Here is an 18,047-nt window from a genome sequence, read left to right on the forward strand (position 1 = left end):
GAATCAATGCCGGTCGACTTCCGGTGCGAGCCGCAGGTCCACCCACTCGTCCCGCTCCCCGTCCAGCACATAGCGTTCGATCTCCACGAACCCGCGCCGCACGGCGAACCGCAGCCCGTCCGCGTTCGCCGCCAGCACACACGTCTCGATCACCCCGGCACCCAGCTCACGCGCTCGCGCCAGCCCGTTTTTGTACAGCGCCGTACCGAACCCCTGCCCCCGGTACCCCGGCAGCACACGCGCGATCACGGTGGCCACCCCGTCCACCGGCGGCCGCACGGTGGAACACCCGACAAGCACGTCCCCCACGTAGGCGTTCTCCAGCCGGTACCGCCCCACCCGCTCCCGGGCGTCCACCACCGACATGGCAGCGACCGGCACCACGGCGTTGTGCACGTGCCGCCACTGTTCGAGCATCTCGTCGCCCTCGACGACCACCATCCGAAGATCACTCATGCGAGCACCTCTACCAGCCGCGACGTCCACCTGTTCGGAAATTGGGGGAGATTCGGTGACCGTCGGTCTTCTCGATCATCAGGGCGGTCTCCCACCTGCATCTACGGCTCCTGCAACGGGGCGATGGGTACGGCTACGGCGTGCGGCAGCAAAACGTCGCGTCGATGTCCGCGAAAACCAGTTGAGGCGGGCCGGTGTCCTTCTTAGGCTTGTCGGCAAGCGGAAAGGAGGTGATCGGGTACATGAGTGAAACCCGGACGCGCGAGGTGGCTGCGGGCTAGCGGCCCGCCACCACACTTTGTGCGGTGCCGGACCAGCGTGTGTGCGAAACACGCGGCCGGCCCAATCCAACGCAGTCACCCGACCCGCGGGCTGCCGGTACGTCCGGCCGGCTCCTCACTGAGGAACCCAGCCCGCGGGTCGTCTGCGTTCTCAAGGACTCAGGCGTTCCGTCCGCCAGGTTCCGTCCGGGGTGGCGGTGTAGCGCAGGCGGTCGTGGAGGCGGTTCTCGCGGCCCTGCCAGAACTCGATCGTGTCCGGGGTGATGCGGTAGCCGCCCCAGTGCGGCGGGACCGGGACCTGTTCGCCCTCGGGGTAGCGGGATGCGAGGTCGTCGTAGGCGGCCTGGAGTTCCGTGCGGGAGGCGATGACCGTGGACTGGGCGCTGGCCCAGGCGCCCAACTGGGAGCCGTGCGGGCGGGTGCGGAAGTAGGCGGCGGTCTCGTCGCGGCCGGTGCGGTGGGCGGTGCCGGTGACGATGACCTGGCGGGCCAGCGGGTGCCAGGGGAAGAGCAGCGAGATGTGCGGGTTCTCCGCGAGGTCGCGGGCCTTGCGGGAGTTGTAGTTGGTGTAGAAGACGAAGCCGTCGGTGTCGAACTGCTTCATCAGGACCGTGCGTGTGCTGGGGCGGCCGGCGGCGTCCGCGGTGGAGACGATCATCGCGTTGGGTTCGTAGACCGTGCCGTGGAGGGCCGCGCGGGCGGCGTCCTCGAACCAGCGGGCGAACTGGTCCATGGGGTGCGTGGCCAGGTCCTGTTCGGCGAGGCCCTCGGCCCGGTACTGCTTGCGCATGGCGGCGGGGTCGAGGACGGGGTCCAGGAGGGGTTCGCGGTCGGTCACGCGGTCATCCTGCCGTATCGGACGGCCGTGGCACCGGGTGTCGAGTGGTCTCCCCAAGTGCGGCACCGGGGGTTATCGTGCTGGTTCCCTTGCGGTATGGGTGACCACGGGTGACCACCGGCCGATCGGGGCATCACCGGGGTGACCGCCGCCGACACATCACTAGGAGCCGCCTGATGTCCGATTTCGTACCCGGGCTCGAAGGAGTCGTCGCGTTCGAGACGGAGATCGCCGAACCCGACAAGGAGGGCGGTGCCCTGCGCTACCGGGGCGTCGACATCGAGGATCTGGTCGGGCACGTCTCCTTCGGCAACGTGTGGGGGCTGCTGGTCGACGGGGCCTTCAATCCGGGTCTGCCGCCCGCGGAGCCGTTCCCGATCCCGGTGCACTCCGGTGACATCCGGGTGGACGTGCAGTCCGCGCTGGCCATGCTCGCACCGGTGTGGGGTCTGAAGCCGCTGCTGGACATCGACGAGGAGCAGGCGCGCGCCGATCTGGCCCGGGCCGCGGTGATGGCGCTGTCGTACGTCGCCCAGTCCGCGCGGGGGCAGGGTCTGCCGATGGTGCCGCAGCGGGATATCGACAAGGCGGGCTCGGTCGTGGAGCGGTTCATGATCCGCTGGCGGGGTGAGCCGGACCCGAAGCACGTGGCCGCCGTGGACGCGTACTGGACGTCGGCCGCCGAGCACGGGATGAACGCGTCGACGTTCACGGCGCGGGTCATCGCCTCCACCGGTGCGGACGTGGCCGCCGCGCTGTCGGGGGCGGTCGGTGCGATGTCGGGGCCGCTGCACGGCGGGGCGCCGTCGCGGGTGCTGGGGATGATCGAGGAGATCGAGCGGACCGGGGACGCGCAGGCCTACGTCAAGCAGGCTCTGGACCGGGGTGAGCGGCTGATGGGGTTCGGGCACCGGGTGTACCGGGCGGAGGATCCGCGGGCGCGGGTGCTGCGGCGTACGGCGCGGGAGCTGGGGGCGCCGAGGTTCGAGATCGCGGAGGCGCTGGAGAAGGCCGCGCTGGAGGAGTTGCACAATCGCCGGCCGGACCGGGTGCTGGCGACGAACGTGGAGTTCTGGGCGGCGATCATGCTGGACTTCGCGGAGGTGCCGGCGCACATGTTCACGTCGATGTTCACGTGTGCGCGGACCGCGGGGTGGTCGGCGCACATTCTGGAGCAGAAGCGGACGGGGCGGCTGGTGCGGCCGTCGGCCCGGTATGTGGGGCCGGGGCCCCGTCGGCCGGAGGACGTCTCGGGGTACGCGGACATCGCCCACTAGGAGAGGCGGCCGGGGGCGCGTGGCGGCTGCCGCTCGCGCCCCCTGTCGCTCACGCCGGGGTGAGCAGGTCCGTGTGGTGCCTCTCGGCCACCAGCGGGTGTGCCCTCAGCTTGCCCTTGAGTTCGTTGTAGCCGTACTCGGCGTACAGGGGGTTGGTGGGGTCGTCGGTGATGCCGGGGGCGGTGGACGCGTGCGGGAAGGGCAGGGGTTCGATCCGGGCGTCCAGGCGGGGGTTGTAGAAGAACGGGACGGAGAAGCGCTCGGTGGCGCCGGGCGGGCTGACCACTCGGTGGTTGGTGGCCAGCAGGTAGCCGTTGGTGGCGACTTCGAGGAGTTCGCCGAGGTTGACGACGAAGGCGTTCTCGATGGGCGGGACTTCGTGGAAGCGGCCGTCCTCGCGCTGGACCTGGAGGCCGCCGACGGTGTCCTGGAGGAGCAGGGTGAGGAAGCCGTAGTCCTTGTGGGCGCCGACGCCCTGGTCGGTGCCGTCGCCGGCGCTGCCGGGGTAGCGGACGAGCTTGAGGTGCGGGTGGGCGTGCTCGCCGAAGATCGGGTCGTAGAAGCCCGCGGGGGCGCCGATGGCGGTGAGCAGTTCGTGCAGGAGGCGCTGGGCGACGGCGCTGAGCCTGTCGATCCAGGCGAGGGCGGCGGTGCGCAGTTCGGGGAGGGCGGCGGGCCACTGGTTGGGGCCCTGGAGCCACCAGTAGGGGGGTTCGCCGGGGCCGGGTTCGCGGGCAGGGCGTTCGGCGCCTATGTCGAGCTGGTCGCGCCAGTCGCGGGCGCCGGCGGTGCGTTCGTCGCCGGTGCGGGTGTAGCCGCGGAAGTGGGGGGAGTTGACGTTGTCGATGGCGAGCCGGTCGGCATCGGGGAGGGTGAAGAAGGCGCGCATCGCGGTGAGCAGGGCGTCGGTCTCGGCGCGGGGCACGCCGTGTCCGACGAGCTGGAAGAAGCCGACGTCGTGGGCGGCGCTGTGCAGCTGGGCGTGGAGCAGGGCGCGGGCCCGGGGGCCGCGGTCGGCGGCCGACAGATCGACGATCGGGAGCTGGTCGTACGACGGGGTCGTCGCGATGTGCTGGGTCATGATGCGTCCGCAGGGTGTACGGGGCACGGGTGGCCGCGGGGGTGTGGCGGCCCCGGGTGCCGGAAAGAGGGAGAAAGAGAAGAAGGCAGGGGGCTGTGTCAGGCGGAGAAGCGCCGACAGCCCATGCTCGTGACGCGCACGTAGTCCACGTGGCGGCGTCGGACGAGCATCGGAAGCATGGGGCAAGGGTACTGCGTGCCGTCGGATACGCGTGTGACGCGGCTCACCGGGTGAGTGCCTGCTCCAGGAGGGCGGCCCACTGGGCGACGACGCGTTCGCGGCGGGTGGTGTCGTCGGTGAGGAGGTTGGCGAGGCCGAGGCCGCGGGCCATGTCGAGGAAGCCCTGGACGGTTTCGCGGACGCCGGGGCGGGATTCGTCGGCGTCGAGGAGGTCGACGGCGATGCGGTGGGTCTCGCGGCCGACGCGGGCCTCGAGTTCGGTGACGCGTGCGCGCAGCTGGTCCTCGTTGGAGGCGGCGACCCACAGGTGGAGGGCGGCGCGGAAGAGAGGGCCGGTGTAGAGGTCGACGACGGCGGTGACGACGGTGCGGTGGTCACCGGTGGTGCCGTGCGGGAAGAGGGCGCGCAGGGCGGTGGAGCGTTCTTCGGCGACGTATTCGACGGCCGCGGTGAACAGGTCCTCGCGGGTGGGGAAGTGGTGCTGGGCGGCGCCCCGGGAGACGCCGGCGCGTTCGGCGACGACGGACACCGTGGAGCCTGCCCAGCCGTGTTCGGCGAGGCAGGCGACGGCGGCTTCGAGGAGTCGTTGCCGGGTGGCGCGGCTGCGGTCCTGTTTGGGGCTGCGGTCGGGTTTGGGGTCCGGTCCGGGCGGGCGTCCGTGTTCCGCCGTCGTGCTCACGTGTTCACACCACCCATGCCGCGTCCCGTCGTTCCAGGAAGGCCGTCATCCCCTCCCGGGCCTGGTCGGAGGAGAACAGCCGGGCCGAGAGTGCGGTGAGGTGGGCCGCGTCCCGGTCGAATGTCTCCAGCACCCTAGCCGTGAGCAGCCGTTTCGTCTCCGCGAGGGCCTGGGGTGAGGAGCGGCGCAGGCCGTCGAGGAGGGGGGCGAGGGCTTCGTCGGCGTCGTCGGCGGTGGCCGAGAGCAGGCCCAGGCGGAGGGCTTCCGGTGGGCCGAAGCGTTCGCCGGTGAGGTAGTAGCGGGCGAGGGCGCGGGGGTCGGCGCGGGGCAGCAGGGGCAGGGAGATCACCGCGGGGGCGACTCCGATGCGGACCTCGGTGAAGGCGAAGGTGGCGGTGTGGGAGGCGGCGGCCAGGTCGCAGGCGGCGAGCAGGCCGAGGCCGCCGGCGCGGACGTGGCCGGTGATCCGGGCGGCGACGGGCTTGGGCAGGGCGACGATCTGCCGGAGCAGGCCGACGAGGGCGTCGGGGTGGGGCGGGTCGCGGAGGTCGGCGCCGGCGCAGAAGGTGTTGCCGGTGTGGGTCAGGACGACGGCGCGTACGTCGTCGTCGGCGGCGCAGTCGGTGAGGGCGGCGGCGAGGGCGTCGACGAGGGTCGCGGAGAGCGCGTTGCGGGTGTCGACGGCGTCGAGGCTGAGGGTTTCGACGGCGCGGTCGCGGGTGCGGCCGATGGGCGGGGTCATGCGTGCTCCCTGAGTTCCCGGCGCAGGATCTTCCCGGAGGCGGCGCGGGGTACGGCGTCGAGGAAGGTGACCCGGCGGACCCGTTTGTAGGGGGCGACGTGTTCGGCGACGTACAGCATGACCTCGTTCTCGTTCAGGTCGTCGACGGTGGGCTGGCGGACGACGAAGGCGTGCGGGACTTCGTTGCCGTCCTCGTTGTAGGCGCCGATGACGGCGGCGTCGGCGATGCCGGGGTGGGTGAGCAGCAGGGCTTCCAGTTCGGCGGGGGCCACCTGGAAGCCCTTGTACTTGATGAGTTCCTTGACGCGGTCGACGACGAAGAGCCAGCCGTCGGTGTCGACGTGGCCGACGTCGCCGGTGTGCAGCCAGCCGTCGGTGTCGATCATGGCGTCGGTGGCGTCGGGGCGGCCGAGGTAGCCCTTCATGACCTGGGGACCGCGGATGAGGATCTCGCCGGGTTCGCCGGTGCCGAGGTCCTTGCCGGGGTCGTCGAGGGAGACGATGCGCATCTCGGTGCCGGCGATGAGTCGGCCGACGGTGCCGGCGGGGGCCTGGTGGAGGCGGTCGAGGGGGACGACGTGGGTGCCGGGGGACAGCTCGGTCATGCCGTAGGCCTGGCCGATGGGGGGCAGGCCGAGGCGTTCGGCGCAGGCGCGGGCGAGCTGGGCGTCGAGGGGGGCGGCGGCGCTGATGACGTACTCCAGCGAGGACAGGTCGTAGTGGGTGACCGCGGGGTGTTTGGCGAGGGCGAGGACGATCGGCGGGGCGACGTAGAGGCCGGTGATGCGGTGGGTCTGGATCGCGGCGAGGAAGGTTTCGAGGTCGAAGCGGGGCAGGACGACGACGGTGGCGCCGTGGCGCAGGGGCGCGTTCATGAGGGCGGTGAGGCCGTAGATGTGGAAGAACGGCAGGACGGCGAGGATGCGGTCGCCGGGGCCCGCGGGGACGGCGGGTTCGACCTGGGCGAGGTTGGTGGCGATCTGGCGGTGGGTGAGCATCACGCCTTTGGGGGTGCCGGTGGTGCCGGAGGAGTACGGCAGTGCGGCGATGTCCTCGGCCGGGTCGATGTCGACGCGTGGTTCGGGTGCGGTGGTGGCGAGCAGGTCGATGAGGGAGCGGTGTCCGGATGCCTGATCGCAGACGAATATCTCCCGTATGCCCCCGGCGAGTTCGGCGGCGCGGCGGGCGGCGGCCAGCAGCGGGGAGACGGTGATGATCCAGCGGGCGCCGCTGTCGGCGAGCTGTTTGGCGAACTCCTCGGGTGTGGCGAGGGGGTGGACGGTGGTGACGGAGGCGCCCGCGCGGGTGGCCGCGTAGAAGGCGGTCGGGAAGGCGATGGTGTTGGGGCTGTGCAGGGCGAGGACGTCGCCCTTGCGGACGCCGGTGTCGGCGAGGGCGGCGGCGAGGCGCCGGTGGAACCGGTCCACCTGCTCGTACGTGAGGCTGGTGCCGTCCGTGCCGTCGATGAGGGCGGCCCGGTCGCCGAATGCGGCGGCCCGGCCGAGGACGGCTTCGTGGATGGGGAGTTCTACGGGCGGAACGTCTGCGTACTCGCTGCGGAACACGGTTCCTCCTCGCGCTCAGGTCGGTCAGTACGACTTGGGCAGGCCCAGGGTCTGGTGGGAGACGTAGTTGAGAATCATCTCCCGGCTCACCGGAGCAATACGAGCCACGCGTGCGGCGGTTATCAATGAGGCGAGGCCGAATTCGCGGGTGAGTCCGTTGCCGCCGAGGGTGTGCACGGCCTGGTCGACGGCTTTCACGCAGGCTTCTCCGGCGGCGTACTTGGCCATGTTGGCGGCCTCGCCCGCGCCGATGTCGTCGCCGGCGTCGTAGAGGTGGGCCGCTTTCTGCATCATCAGCCGGGCCAGTTCCAGGTCGATGTGGGCCTGGGCGAGGGGGTGGGCGATGGCCTGGTGGGCGCCGATGGGGGCTTTCCAGACGGTGCGGTCGCGGGCGTACTCGACGGCCTTGCCGAGGGCGTGGCGGCCCATGCCGATCGCGAACGCGGCGGTCATGATCCGTTCCGGGTTGAGTCCGGCGAACAGTTGCAGCAGCCCGGCGTCCTCGTCGCCCACGAGTGCGTCGGCGGGGAGCCGTACGTCGTCGAGGACGAGCTCGAACTGCTTCTCGGCCGCTTTGAGTTCCATGTCGATGGGGTTCTTGTGGAACCCCTCGGCGTCGGTGGGGACGATGAACAGGCACGGCTTGAGGCGTCCGGTGCGGGCGTCCTCGGTGCGGCCGACGATCAGGACGGCCTCGGCCATGTCGACGCCGGAGATGAAGACCTTGCGGCCGGTGAGGAGCCAGTCCGCGCCGTCCTTGCGGGCGGTGGTGGTGATGCGGTGGCTGTTGGAGCCGGCGTCGGGTTCGGTGATGCCGAAGGCCATGATGCGGGTGCCGTCGGCGAGTCCGGGGAGCCAGGTGCGCTTCTGTTCCTCGGTGCCGAAGCGGGAGATGACGGTGCCGCAGATGGCCGGGGACACGACGAGCATGAGGAGCGGGGAGCCGGCGGCGCCCAGTTCTTCGAGGACGATGGAGAGGTCGGTGATGCCGCCGCCGCCTCCGCCGTACTGCTCGGGGAGGTTGACGCCGAGGTAGCCCAGTTTGCCTGCCTCGGACCAGAGTTCGGTGAGGTGCTTGCCCTCGGCGATGGTGCGGGTGAGGTAGTCGCGGCCGTAGCGCTTGCCGAGTGCGGCGACGGCGGATCGGAGGGCCTTGTGCTCTTCGGACTCGATAACGGGAGTCATGGGGCTCCTAGGACGAGGTTTCCTGTACGACGGCGAGCAGCATGCCCGGCTCGACCTGCTGGCCGGCCTTGGCGTGCAGGGCGCTGAGCGTGCCGGTGACGGGTGCGGTGATCCGGTGCTGCATCTTCATCGCCTCCAGCCAGATCAGGGGCTGGCCGGCCTGCACGGTCGTGCCTTCCCGCAGGTCTTCGGCGATGCGGACGACCGTGCCCGGCATCGGTGCGAGCAGGGAGCCGGGGGCGAGCTGGGCGGTGGGGTCGGGGAAGCGGGGCAGGGCGGTGAGGCGGGTGGTGTTGACGTACACCTGGTCGCCGTACCGGGCGATCTCGAACCGGTGCCGGACGCCGTCGGCTTCGAGTACGGCGGTGTGCGCGTCGGTGTGGACGACGCGGACGCCGTCGGCGGCGAGTCCGTCCCGGGTGTGCCGGTAGCTGACCTCGATCTCCTCGCCCGCCAGCTCGTACCGTTTGGTCTGGGGCTGTGCGGGGACGTTGCGCCAGCCGCCGAAACGGGAGCGGCCGTGGGCGTCGGCGAGGGCGGCGGCCAGCGGGGCGAGGGGGTCGGGGGCGGGCCCGGTGAGTTCGCCGAGGTGGCGGTCGTAGAAGCCGGTGTCCATGCGGGCCGCGGTGAACTCGTCGTGCCGCAGGGAGCGGAGGAGCAGGTCGCGGTTGGTGACCGGGCCGTGCAGGGCGGTGCGTTCGAGTGCGCCGGCCAGCTTGCGGATCGCTTCCGCCCGGGTGGGGGCGTGGGCGACGATCTTGGCGAGCATCGGGTCGTAGTGGACGCCGATCTCGTCGCCGCCGGTGTAGCCGGTGTCCAGGCGGACGCCCGCCGGTACGGCGAGGTGGTGGAGGGTGCCGGTCTGGGGGGCCCAGTCGCGGGCGGGGTCCTCGGCGTACAGGCGGGCCTCGACGGCGTGGCCGTGCGCGGTGGGCGGCTCGGCGGACAGGGGGTGGCCCTCGGCGACGCGGATCTGCTCCGCGACCAGGTCGATGCCGAACACCGCCTCGGTGACGGGGTGTTCGACCTGGAGGCGGGTGTTCATCTCCAGGAAGTGCGCGCGGCCGTCGGCGACCAGGAACTCGACCGTGCCGGCGCCGACGTAGGAGACGGCGCGTGCGGCGCGTACGGCGAGTGTGTACAGCTCCTCGGTGAGCGCGTCCGGCAGTCCGGGTGCCGGGGCCTCCTCGACGACCTTCTGGTGGCGGCGCTGGAGGGAGCAGTCGCGGGTGCCGAGGTGCCGGACGGTGCCGTGGGTGTCGGCGAGGATCTGCACCTCGACGTGGCGGCCGTGCTCGATGTACGGCTCCACGAAGACCTCGCCGTCGCCGAAGGCGCTCGCGGCCTCGGCGCGTGCGCCGTCCAGGGCGTCGGGCAGTTCGTGGAGGCGGCGCACGATGCGCATGCCGCGGCCTCCGCCGCCCGCGGCGGCCTTCACCAGGAGCGGCAGGTCGTCCTCGGTGACGTCGGCCGCCGCGAGGGGAGCGAGGCCCATGAGTTCCTTGGCACGGGTCTTGGACGCCATGGCCTCGATGGCCCCCGGGGGCGGGCCGATCCAGGTCAGGCCGGCGTCGATGACGGCGCGGGCGAAGTCGGGGTTCTCGGAGAGGAAGCCGTAGCCGGGGTGGACGGCGTCCGCGCCGGCGGCCAGGGCGGCCTTCACGACGAGGTCGCCGCGCAGGTAGGTGTCCGCGGGGGCGGCGCCGGGCAGCCGTACGGCCGTGTCGGCCGTGCGGGTGTGCAGCGCGTCGGCGTCGGCGTCGGAGTGCACGGCGACGGTGCGGATGCCGAGTTCCGCGCAGGTGCGGAAGATGCGGCAGGCGATCTCGCCGCGATTGGCGACGAGGACAGAAGTGATCACTGGGTTCCTCACATCCGGAAGACGCCGAAGCCGCCGCGCGCGCCCTCGTAGGGGGCGGTGTGGAGGGCGGACAGGCACAGGCCGAGGACGGTGCGGGTGTCGCGCGGGTCGATGACGCCGTCGTCGTAGAGCCGCCCGGACAGGAACATGGGCAGCGACTCGGACTCGATCTGCTGCTCCACCATCGCGCGCAGGGCGGCGTCCGCGTCGTCGTCGTAGGGCTGTCCCTTGGCCGCCGCCGACTGCCGGGCGACGATCGAGAGGACGCCTGCGAGCTGCTGCGGGCCCATGACGGCGGACTTGGCGCTGGGCCAGGCGAACAGGAAGCGGGGGTCGTAGGCGCGGCCGCACATGCCGTAGTGCCCGGCGCCGTAGGAGGCGCCCATGAGCACGGACAGGTGGGGGACCCGGCTGTTGCTGACCGCGTTGATCATCATCGCGCCGTGTTTGATGATGCCGCCCTGCTCGTACTCCTTGCCGACCATGTAGCCGGTGGTGTTGTGCAGGAAGAGCAGCGGGATGTCGCGCTGGTTGGCGAGCTGGATGAACTGGGCGGCCTTCTGGGACTCCTCGCTGAACAGGACGCCCTGGGCGTTGGCGAGGATGCCGACGGGGTAGCCGTGCAGGCTCGCCCAGCCGGTGGCGAGGCTCGTGCCGTACAGCGGCTTGAACTCGTCGAAGTCGGAGGCGTCGACGATCCGGGCGATGACCTCGCGCGGGTCGAAGGGGGTCTTCAGGTCGCCGGGGACGATGCCGAGGAGTTCCTCCGGGTCGTACTTCGGCGGTGCGGCCGGGCCGGGGTCCGGGTGCGCCTTGCGGTGGTTGAGGCGGGCGACGACGCGGCGGGCCTGCCGCAGGGCGTCGGGCTCGTCCACGGCGAAGTAGTCGGCGAGGCCGGAGACGCGCGCGTGCATCTCGGCGCCGCCGAGGGACTCGTCGTCGCTCTCCTCGCCGGTGGCCATCTTCACCAGCGGCGGCCCGCCGAGGAACACCTTGGCGCGTTCCTTGACCATGATCACGTGGTCGGACATGCCGGGGACGTAGGCGCCCCCGGCGGTGGAGTTGCCGAAGACGACGGCGACGGTCGGGATGCCGGCGGCGGAGAGCCGGGTGAGGTCGCGGAAGATGGCCCCGCCGGGGATGAAGATCTCCTTCTGCGAGGGCAGGTCGGCGCCGCCGGACTCCACGAGGCTGATGCAGGGCAGCCGGTTGGCGAGGGCGATGTCGTTGGCGCGCAGGGCCTTCTTCAGGCTCCAGGGGTTGCTGGCGCCGCCACGCACGGTCGGGTCGTTGGCGGTGATCAGGCACTCCACGCCCTCGACCACGCCGATGCCGGTGACCAGGGAGGCGCCGACGGTGTAGTCGCTGCCCCAGGCGGCGAGCGGGGACAGCTCCAGGAAGGGGGTGTCGGGGTCGAGGAGCAGCTCGATGCGTTCGCGGGCGAGCAGCTTGCCGCGCGCCCGGTGCCGGGCGACGTACTTGTCGCCGCCGCCGGCGAGCGCCTTGGCGTGCTCGGCGTCCAGGTCGGCGAGCTTGGCGAGCATGGTCTCGCGGGCCGCCTGGTGGTCGGCGCTCGCGGGGTCCAGGGAGGTGCTGAGAACCGTCACAGGAGGGTCTCCGGAATGTCCAGGTGGCGGGAGCGCAGCCATTCGCCGAGGGCCTTGGCCTGCGGGTCGAAGCGGTGCTGGGCGGCGACGCCCGCGCCGAGGATGCCTTCGACGACGAAGTTGAGGGCGCGCAGGTTGGGGAGCGGGTGCCGGGTGACGCGGAGGCCGTCGCTCTCGGGGATCAGCTGCCGGAAGCGGTCGGTGGTGAGTTCGTGGGCGAGCCATCGCCAGGCCGCGTCCGACCGTGCCCACACGCCGACGTTGGCGTTGCCGCCCTTGTCGCCGCTGCGGGCTCCGGCGACCAAGCCGAGGGGGGCGCGCCGGGTCGGTCCGGGTGGCGGGGGCCCGGGCGGCGGCGGTGGCGGTACGTCGTCCAGGGCGCGTGTCTCGCGGGGCGGCCGGACGGGGACCCGGCGTCCGTCGTGCAGGACCGCCTCGTGGTCGACGGTGTCCTGGGGGACGTACACGTCCTCGAAGACCCCGTAGGGGGCGCCCTTTCCGGGTGGGGCCAGCACGTGGAAGCCCGGGTAGCTGGCCAGCGCCAGTTCGACGGCGGCCCCGCTCAGCGCCCGCCCGACGGCCTGCTGGTCCGGGTCCCGTACGACGAGCCGCAGCAGGGCGCTGGCGGTCTCCTCGGTGCCGGCGTCGGCCCGGTCGGTGCGGACCAGCTCCCAACGGGTTTCGGCGGGCGGCGACTTGGCGAGCGCGTCGGACAGCTGCTCGCGGACCAGGTCCGCCTTGGCCTCGATGTCGAGCCCGGTGAGGACGAAGACGACCTCGTTGCGGAAGCCGCCCAGCCGGTTGCGCCCCACCTTGAGCGTGGGCGGTGGCGCCTCTCCGCGCACTCCTTCGATCCGCACCCGGTCCGGTCCGTCCTGGCTCAGCCTTACGGTGTCCAGCCGGGCGGTGACGTCGGGTCCCGCGTACCGGCCGCCCCCGGTCTCGTACAGCAGCTGGGCGGTGACCGTGCCGACGTCGACGAAGCCGCCGGTGCCGGGGTGCTTGGTGACGACGCTGCTGCCGTCGGCGTGGATCTCGGCGAGCGGGAAGCCGGGACGGCGTACGTCGCCCTCCCGGAAGAACGCGTAGTTGCCGCCGGTGGCCTGCGTCCCGCACTCCAGGACGTGCCCGGCGACGACCGCGCCGGCGAGGCGGTCGTGGTCCCCCGGCCGCCAGCCGAAGTGGGCGGCGGCGGGTCCGGTGACCAGGGCCGCGTCGGTGACCCGGCCGGTGACCACCACGTCCGCACCGGCCCGCAGGCACTCGGCGATGCCGAACCCGCCGAGGTAGGCGTGGGCGGCGAGGGTGCCGGGGTGCGCGGCGGTGAGGTCGTCGCCCTCGACGTGCGCGACCTTCGCCGGGATGCCGAGCCGGCCCGCCAGCTGCCGGATGGCGTCGGCGAGTCCGGCCGGGTTGAGGCCGCCCGCGTTGGTGACGATCCGCACCCCGCGCTCGTGGGCGAGGCCGAGGCAGTCCTCCAGTTGGCGCAGGAAGGTGCGGGCGTACCCGGCGGACGGGTCCTTCAGCCGGTCGCGGGCGAGGATCAGCATGGTCAGCTCGGCGAGGTAGTCGCCGGTGAGGACGTCGAGTTCACCGCCGGTGAGCATCTCGCGCAGGGCGTCGGAGCGGTCGCCGTAGAAGCCGGAGAAGTTGCCGATGCGCAGCGGGTTCACTCGGCGCCCTCCTTGGGCGGGCGGCCGGTGCCGGGCGGACCCGCGAAGGCCTGGGCGATGTCCAGCCAGCGGTCGGCGTCGGGGCCCTCGGCACTCAGCGCGAGGTCGCCGCGGTGGGCGCGCTGGGTGACCAGGAGGCAGAAGTCGAGGGCGGGTCCGGTGACGCGCTGCGGGGCGTCCTCGGGGCCGTACGCCCACGTCCCGCCGTCGGGCGCGGTCAGTTCCACCCGGAACTCCCCGGCGGGCGGGGTGAGTCCGTGCACCCCGAAGGCGAAGTCGCGGGTCCGCACCCCGAGCCGCGCCACGTGCCGGAGCCGGGCGGTGGGCGGGCGCACCACGCCCAGGGCGTCGGCGACGTCCAGGGCGTGGGCCCAGGTCTCCATCAGCCGGGCGGTGGCCATGGACGCGGTGGACATGGGTGGCCCGTACCAGGGGAAACGGCCGCCGGATGGCGCCTCGCGCAGGGCCGCGTCCAGGGCGGTGCGGCCCGCGCGCCACGACGACAGCAGCTCCGCGACCGGGAGCCGGGCGCCGTCCTCCGCGCCCTCGTCGACGAACGAGCCGGGGCGGGTGAGGGCCTTCTCGACCAGCGTGCGGAAGGCGTCGGCGTCGGTGACGGCCAGCAGCGCCGAGTGGTCGGTCCAGGCGAGGTGCGCGATCTGGTGGGCGACGGTCCAGCCGGGCGCGGGAGTCGGAAGCGTCCACTGCTCGGTGCTCAACTCGGCTACGAGCAGGTCGAGTTCGTCGCTCTCGGCACGCAGGTCGTCGATGACGGGCGTCGGGTCGGCCATGGGAGGGAGCATGGCAGCGGGCCCAGAAACAATCAAGCGTGCTTGCATGAATTTACGGCGGGCTGCCCGGTCCACGGAGACAGGGCGGCCGGGACCTGGCCGGTCGCCGTCGGTCAGACGGCCTCCACCGGCGGGTACACCGGCTCCCACCGCGCCGCGCGCACGGCCGCCTCGACGTCGTCCGGGACGGTCCGGGCGACGCCCTCCTCGACGGCCGTCCGGGCCACGGCCACGGCGACCGCCTCGGAGGTGCCGCGCAGTTCCCGGATCGGCGGCAGGACCGGCGCGTCCAGCCGGGCGACGTCCGCGTCACCGGTCCGGCGGGCCACCGCGTCCGCCGCCGCGCGGAGCATCCGGTCGGTGATCCGGGACGCCCGCGCGGCGATCGCCCCGAGTCCCAACCCGGGGAAGACCAGGGCATTGTTGGCCTGCCCGATCTCGTACGTCGTCCCGGCCCGCTCGACCGGGGCGAAGGGGCTGCCCGTGGCGACCAGGGCCTTGCCGTCGGTCCAGTCGAGCAGGTCGGCGGGGGTGGCCTCGGCCAGTTCGGTGGGGTTGGACATGGCCAGGATGATCGGCCGTCCGGTGTGGGCGGCCATCTCGCGGACGATGTCCTCGGTGAAGGCGCCGCCCTGACCGGAGGTGCCGATGAGGACGGTCGGGCGGACCCGGCGGACGACCTCGCCGAGCGGGATCCCGGGCAGGCTCTCGTCGCGCCGCCAGCCGTCGGTCCCGCCCACCGGGCGGGCGTACGGCAGCTGGAAGTCGCGCAGCTCGTCACCCTGGTCGGCGGTGAGCAGGCCGTAGCGGTCGACGCACCAGAAGCGGTCGGTGGCCTGCTCGACGGACAGACCCTCCCCGACGAGGGCGTCCCGCAACTGGTCGGCGACCCCGATACCGGCGGTACCCGCGCCGAAGACCACGATCCGGTGCTCGCGCAGCGGCACACCGGTGGCGCGGACACCGGAGAGGACGGCGGCCAGGTTGACCGCGCCGGTGCCCTGGATGTCGTCGTTGAAGGTGCAGACCTGGTCGCGGTAGCGGTCGAGGACGCGGCGGGCGTTGGCGGGGCCGAAGTCCTCCCAGTGCAGCAGGGCGTTCGGGAAGAGCCTGGCCGCGGTGGTGACGTAGGCGTCGATGAAGGCGTCGTAGGTGTCGCGGTCGGCGCGCGGGTGCCGGTTGCCCAGGTAGAGGGGGTTGTCGAGGAGTTCCCCTCGGTTGGTGCCGACGTCGAGCATGACGGGCAGGGTGCGGCGCGGGTCGATGCCGGCGGCGGCCGTGTAGACGGCCAGCTTGCCGACCGCGATGTCGATCCCGCCGACACCCCAGTCGCCGATGCCGAGGATGCCCTCGCCGTCCGTGGCCACGATCAGGTCGACGTCGTCGGCGCCGAGGCCGCTCGCGCGCAGGGAGCGTTCGACGTCCTCGGGGGCGTCCACGGAGAGGTAGACGCCGCGGGGGCGGCGGTACTCGGTGCTGTAGCGGCGGATCGCCGTGCCGACCGTCGGGGTGTAGACGATGGGCAGCATCTCTTCCAGGTGGTCGCCGACGAGACGGTAGAACAGCACCTCGTTGCGGTCGTGCAGGGCGGTCAGGTACACGCTCTTCGCGAGGTCGCCGGCCTGGTCCCGGAACTGCCCGTAGGCGCGGTCGGCCTGCTCGTCCTGGGTGAGCACGCGGGGCGGGACCAGCCCTACCAGGTCCAGCGCCCGGCGCTGCTCCTCGGTGAACGCCGTACCGCGGTTGATCCGGGGATCGGCGAGCACGGCCCGGCCGCGGGCGGTGATCCTGAGGGGTCGGGGGGAGCCGCTGTTCCCGGTCACTGGATCACCTCTCCGGTTCCGATTCTCCTCTTCCAGGGTGACGGAGGGCAGGAGGATCCGCAGGGTGACGTTCACGCGTTGCCGACTCCACGGCGCATGCCGCTCGCTACTCTCGGTGAGGGGAGGTGGTGGGTGTGCGCAGCCGCGAACTGGACCCGAGCGCCTCGCCGCTGGACTACTACGGCTACGAGCTGCGGCGGGCGAGAGAGTCCGCCGGACTGACGCTGGCGCAGCTCGGCGCGGTCGTATTCTGCACGGGGTCGCTGATCGGCCAGATCGAAACGGCGGCGAGGGTGCCGCCACGGGACTTCTCCGAACGGCTGGGTTGTTCTCGCGCCTGGTGGGGATGGTGCTGCGGAGCCAGTTGCCCGGTTGGTTCCAACCGGTCGCGGAGATGGAGGCCAAGGCGACCTACATCTCCGCTTACCAGTGCCAGTTGGTCTACGGCCTTCTCCAGACGGAGGGCTGTGCGCGGGCCGTTCTGAGCATCGAGCAGGGGGATCGACTCGACGAGATGGTGGCGGCACGACTGGAACGTCAGCGGATCCTTGAGCGAGGGCATCCGCCCGTGCTCTGGACAGTGCTGGACGAGGCCGTGCGGATGGGCTCGTTCACACTCCTGCGGTTCGGCGATCACCCCGACGTGTACTACAGCGAGAGCTACGACTCGGGCCATATGACGGCCAATCCGCAGGTCATCAAGGAGCGTTCCGTCGGTTAGGCTCGCCTCCAGGCCGAATCTCTCTCCCCGAGGGAGTCGGCGGCCCTGATCGCCCGCGTTAGGGAGGAACGCTATGGGGAGCAAACCGGGCCTGGCGCGTGCGCAGTGGCGTAGGTCGTCCTACAGCGGCAGCAACGGGGGCGAGTGCGTGGAGGTTGCCGACCTCGACCCGCACATAGCGGTCCGCGACTCGAAGACCCCCGCCCCCACCCCCACCCTCCTCTTCCCGGCCACCACCTGGTCGGCGTTCGTGGAGTCGGTGAAGGGCTAGACCGGCGGTACCCGCCACCTGCGCACCAGGTCGCCTTCCGTGGTCAGCCAGGTGCCGTCGCCGAGGGCGAGCGGATCGGAGCAGGTGGTGCCGGGATAGTCGAGTTCGCCGACCGGCTGGAGCGTGCGGCCGTCCAGGATCAGGTGGCGGTTGTCCTCCGTGTCCTCCTCCTCGGCAACGGCCACGACAATGCGGTCCGGGTCGAGGAATCCGGCGCGGTGGCCGACGAAGCGCAGTCCCTCGGGCAGGACGTCCTCGGCCTCGACCAGGACCTCCTCCGAGCCGGCCGCGCAGCGGCAGATCCAGTCACCCCCGACGTCCAACTGGACGACCGCGCCATCGACGCTCACCCCGGCGAACGGCTCGTCGTCGCCGAAGGGTTCGGCGCGGAGGGTGTCGCCCTCCAGGGTCAGCACACGGGAGTGGAACGTGTCGCCCTGCAGGGCGTCGAGGAAGATCTGCGCGGGGTCGGTGAGCGACTGCTGGAGGATGTAGCCCGCGCTCGCGGAGGGCAGCGTCGTGTGGGTGACGGTCCGGCCGTCGCTCAGCTCCAGGACGACGCACCGGTCACCGGGATAGGGGCGGTCCGTCATGCCGGGTCCGGTGGTCGTGACGAGCAGGCGGCTGCCCCCGCCGTCGGTGACACACGCGGGCCCTGCGGTCCGCGCATCGGACCACGGCTCGAACCCGCGCCTCCACCGCACCCGCGCATCGGCGTCATACACCGTGACACTCCCGCTCGCGGCCACCGCCAGCCCGCCGTCGGGCAGCGGCGACACGAAACCCGGTGCCACGCCCGCTTCGCCGGACGGGAGACGGCGCCGCTCGGCGAAGACCCGGGAGCCCTCCGCGGCCACCCGGGCCGCAATGATCACGCCCCCGTGCTCCGCGACCAGCCAGCAGGCCCGGTGGCGCACCAGGAAGGTGTCGAGGTGATCGCGGGCGCGGGCGGTGAGCCCCGGAAGTTCCTCCTCCGCGAGGAGTTCGGCGCTGGTACGTGCGTAGTCCATGGTTGT

General features: G+C 72.2%; 15 protein-coding genes and 1 pseudogene. 3 read left to right on the top strand and 13 right to left on the bottom strand.

Features of this window, described 5'->3' with window-relative positions; translation table 11 throughout:
• Positions 1-3: 3 nt before the first annotated feature.
• Both BLW57_RS17860 and pdxH read right to left on the bottom strand, forming a co-directional pair.
• Positions 4-456: a GNAT family N-acetyltransferase gene (locus BLW57_RS17860; RefSeq protein WP_093475755.1), complete on the bottom strand. Its 453-nt coding sequence runs from the start codon at positions 454-456 to the stop codon at positions 4-6.
• Positions 457-888: 432 nt separating this feature from the next.
• On the bottom strand, positions 889-1,575 hold the full coding sequence (gene pdxH / locus BLW57_RS17865; protein ID WP_093475757.1) for a pyridoxamine 5'-phosphate oxidase: 687 nt from the start codon (positions 1,573-1,575) through the stop codon (positions 889-891).
• A gap of 176 nt (positions 1,576-1,751) precedes the next feature.
• On the opposite strand from pdxH, the gene BLW57_RS17870 reads away from it, so the two are divergent.
• A complete protein-coding gene (locus BLW57_RS17870; protein ID WP_093475758.1) occupies positions 1,752-2,852 on the top strand; it encodes a citrate synthase 2 in 1,101 nt (366 codons plus the stop codon).
• Between the two features lie 49 nt (positions 2,853-2,901).
• Here BLW57_RS17870 and BLW57_RS17875 read toward each other — a convergent pair whose 3' ends face one another.
• The 10 genes from BLW57_RS17875 to BLW57_RS17920 form a co-directional block, all read right to left on the bottom strand.
• Positions 2,902-3,933 (bottom strand): isopenicillin N synthase family dioxygenase, encoded by a 1,032-nt coding sequence (locus BLW57_RS17875; protein WP_093475760.1) that lies wholly within the window; start codon positions 3,931-3,933, stop codon positions 2,902-2,904.
• A 223-nt stretch (positions 3,934-4,156) separates the two neighbouring features.
• The gene (locus tag BLW57_RS17880; protein WP_093475761.1) at positions 4,157-4,792 is read right to left on the bottom strand and encodes a TetR/AcrR family transcriptional regulator; all 636 of its coding nucleotides are present in this window, start codon (positions 4,790-4,792) and stop codon (positions 4,157-4,159) included.
• 4 nt (positions 4,793-4,796) lie between these two features.
• Positions 4,797-5,534: an enoyl-CoA hydratase family protein gene (locus tag BLW57_RS17885; protein ID WP_093475763.1), complete on the bottom strand. Its 738-nt coding sequence runs from the start codon at positions 5,532-5,534 to the stop codon at positions 4,797-4,799.
• Entirely contained in the window at positions 5,531-7,099 is a 1,569-nt protein-coding gene (locus BLW57_RS17890; protein ID WP_093475764.1) for a 4-coumarate--CoA ligase family protein, read from the bottom strand. The genes BLW57_RS17885 and BLW57_RS17890 overlap by 4 nt, the downstream gene beginning before the upstream one ends.
• A 24-nt stretch (positions 7,100-7,123) precedes the next feature.
• A complete protein-coding gene (locus tag BLW57_RS17895; RefSeq protein WP_093475766.1) occupies positions 7,124-8,284 on the bottom strand; it encodes an acyl-CoA dehydrogenase family protein in 1,161 nt (386 codons plus the stop codon).
• 7 nt (positions 8,285-8,291) lie between these two features.
• Positions 8,292-10,145, bottom strand: a complete 1,854-nt coding sequence (locus tag BLW57_RS17900; RefSeq protein ID WP_093475767.1) for an acetyl/propionyl/methylcrotonyl-CoA carboxylase subunit alpha — start codon at positions 10,143-10,145, stop codon at positions 8,292-8,294.
• 8 nt (positions 10,146-10,153) lie between these two features.
• Positions 10,154-11,752 (bottom strand): acyl-CoA carboxylase subunit beta, encoded by a 1,599-nt coding sequence (locus tag BLW57_RS17905; protein WP_093475769.1) that lies wholly within the window; start codon positions 11,750-11,752, stop codon positions 10,154-10,156.
• Entirely contained in the window at positions 11,749-13,425 is a 1,677-nt protein-coding gene (locus tag BLW57_RS17910; protein ID WP_093475770.1) for an acyclic terpene utilization AtuA family protein, read from the bottom strand. Before BLW57_RS17910 ends, BLW57_RS17905 begins: the two co-directional genes overlap by 4 nt.
• Positions 13,422-14,216 (bottom strand): TIGR03084 family metal-binding protein, encoded by a 795-nt coding sequence (locus BLW57_RS17915; RefSeq protein WP_093475772.1) that lies wholly within the window; start codon positions 14,214-14,216, stop codon positions 13,422-13,424. The genes BLW57_RS17910 and BLW57_RS17915 overlap by 4 nt, the downstream gene beginning before the upstream one ends.
• Positions 14,217-14,329: 113 nt before the next feature.
• The gene (locus BLW57_RS17920) at positions 14,330-16,039 is read right to left on the bottom strand and encodes an NAD-dependent malic enzyme (RefSeq protein ID WP_093480749.1); all 1,710 of its coding nucleotides are present in this window, start codon (positions 16,037-16,039) and stop codon (positions 14,330-14,332) included.
• A gap of 134 nt (positions 16,040-16,173) precedes the next feature.
• On the opposite strand from BLW57_RS17920, the pseudogene BLW57_RS17925 reads away from it, so the two are divergent.
• Positions 16,174-16,874: pseudogene (locus BLW57_RS17925) on the top strand (Scr1 family TA system antitoxin-like transcriptional regulator).
• Positions 16,875-16,908: 34 nt separating this feature from the next.
• A complete protein-coding gene (locus tag BLW57_RS43105) occupies positions 16,909-17,031 on the top strand; it encodes a DUF397 domain-containing protein (protein ID WP_306822939.1) in 123 nt (40 codons plus the stop codon).
• Here the strand turns inward: BLW57_RS43105 and BLW57_RS17935 are convergent.
• Positions 17,028-18,041 (bottom strand): hypothetical protein, encoded by a 1,014-nt coding sequence (locus BLW57_RS17935; protein WP_093475775.1) that lies wholly within the window; start codon positions 18,039-18,041, stop codon positions 17,028-17,030. The two genes, BLW57_RS43105 and BLW57_RS17935, sit on opposite strands and share 4 nt — an antisense overlap.
• Between the last annotated feature and the right edge of the window lie 6 nt (positions 18,042-18,047).

The sequence above is a fragment of the Streptomyces sp. 1222.5 genome, assembly GCF_900105245.1.
Taxonomy (GTDB): Bacteria; Actinomycetota; Actinomycetes; order Streptomycetales; family Streptomycetaceae; genus Streptomyces; species Streptomyces albidocamelliae.

Bases quoted from the DNA above. Each gene is read 5' to 3' on its own strand.
- BLW57_RS17860 (WP_093475755.1), bottom strand. From the start codon at position 456: ATGAGTGATCTTCGGATGGTGGTCGTCGAGGGCGACGAGATGCTCGAA.
- BLW57_RS17870 (WP_093475758.1), top strand. From the start codon at position 1,752: ATGTCCGATTTCGTACCCGGGCTCGAAGGAGTCGTCGCGTTCGAGACG.
- BLW57_RS17875 (WP_093475760.1), bottom strand. From the start codon at position 3,933: ATGACCCAGCACATCGCGACGACCCCGTCGTACGACCAGCTCCCGATC.
- BLW57_RS17885 (WP_093475763.1), bottom strand. From the start codon at position 5,534: ATGACCCCGCCCATCGGCCGCACCCGCGACCGCGCCGTCGAAACCCTC.
- BLW57_RS17895 (WP_093475766.1), bottom strand. From the start codon at position 8,284: ATGACTCCCGTTATCGAGTCCGAAGAGCACAAGGCCCTCCGATCCGCC.
- BLW57_RS17915 (WP_093475772.1), bottom strand. From the start codon at position 14,216: ATGGCCGACCCGACGCCCGTCATCGACGACCTGCGTGCCGAGAGCGAC.
- BLW57_RS17935 (WP_093475775.1), bottom strand. From the start codon at position 18,041: ATGGACTACGCACGTACCAGCGCCGAACTCCTCGCGGAGGAGGAACTT.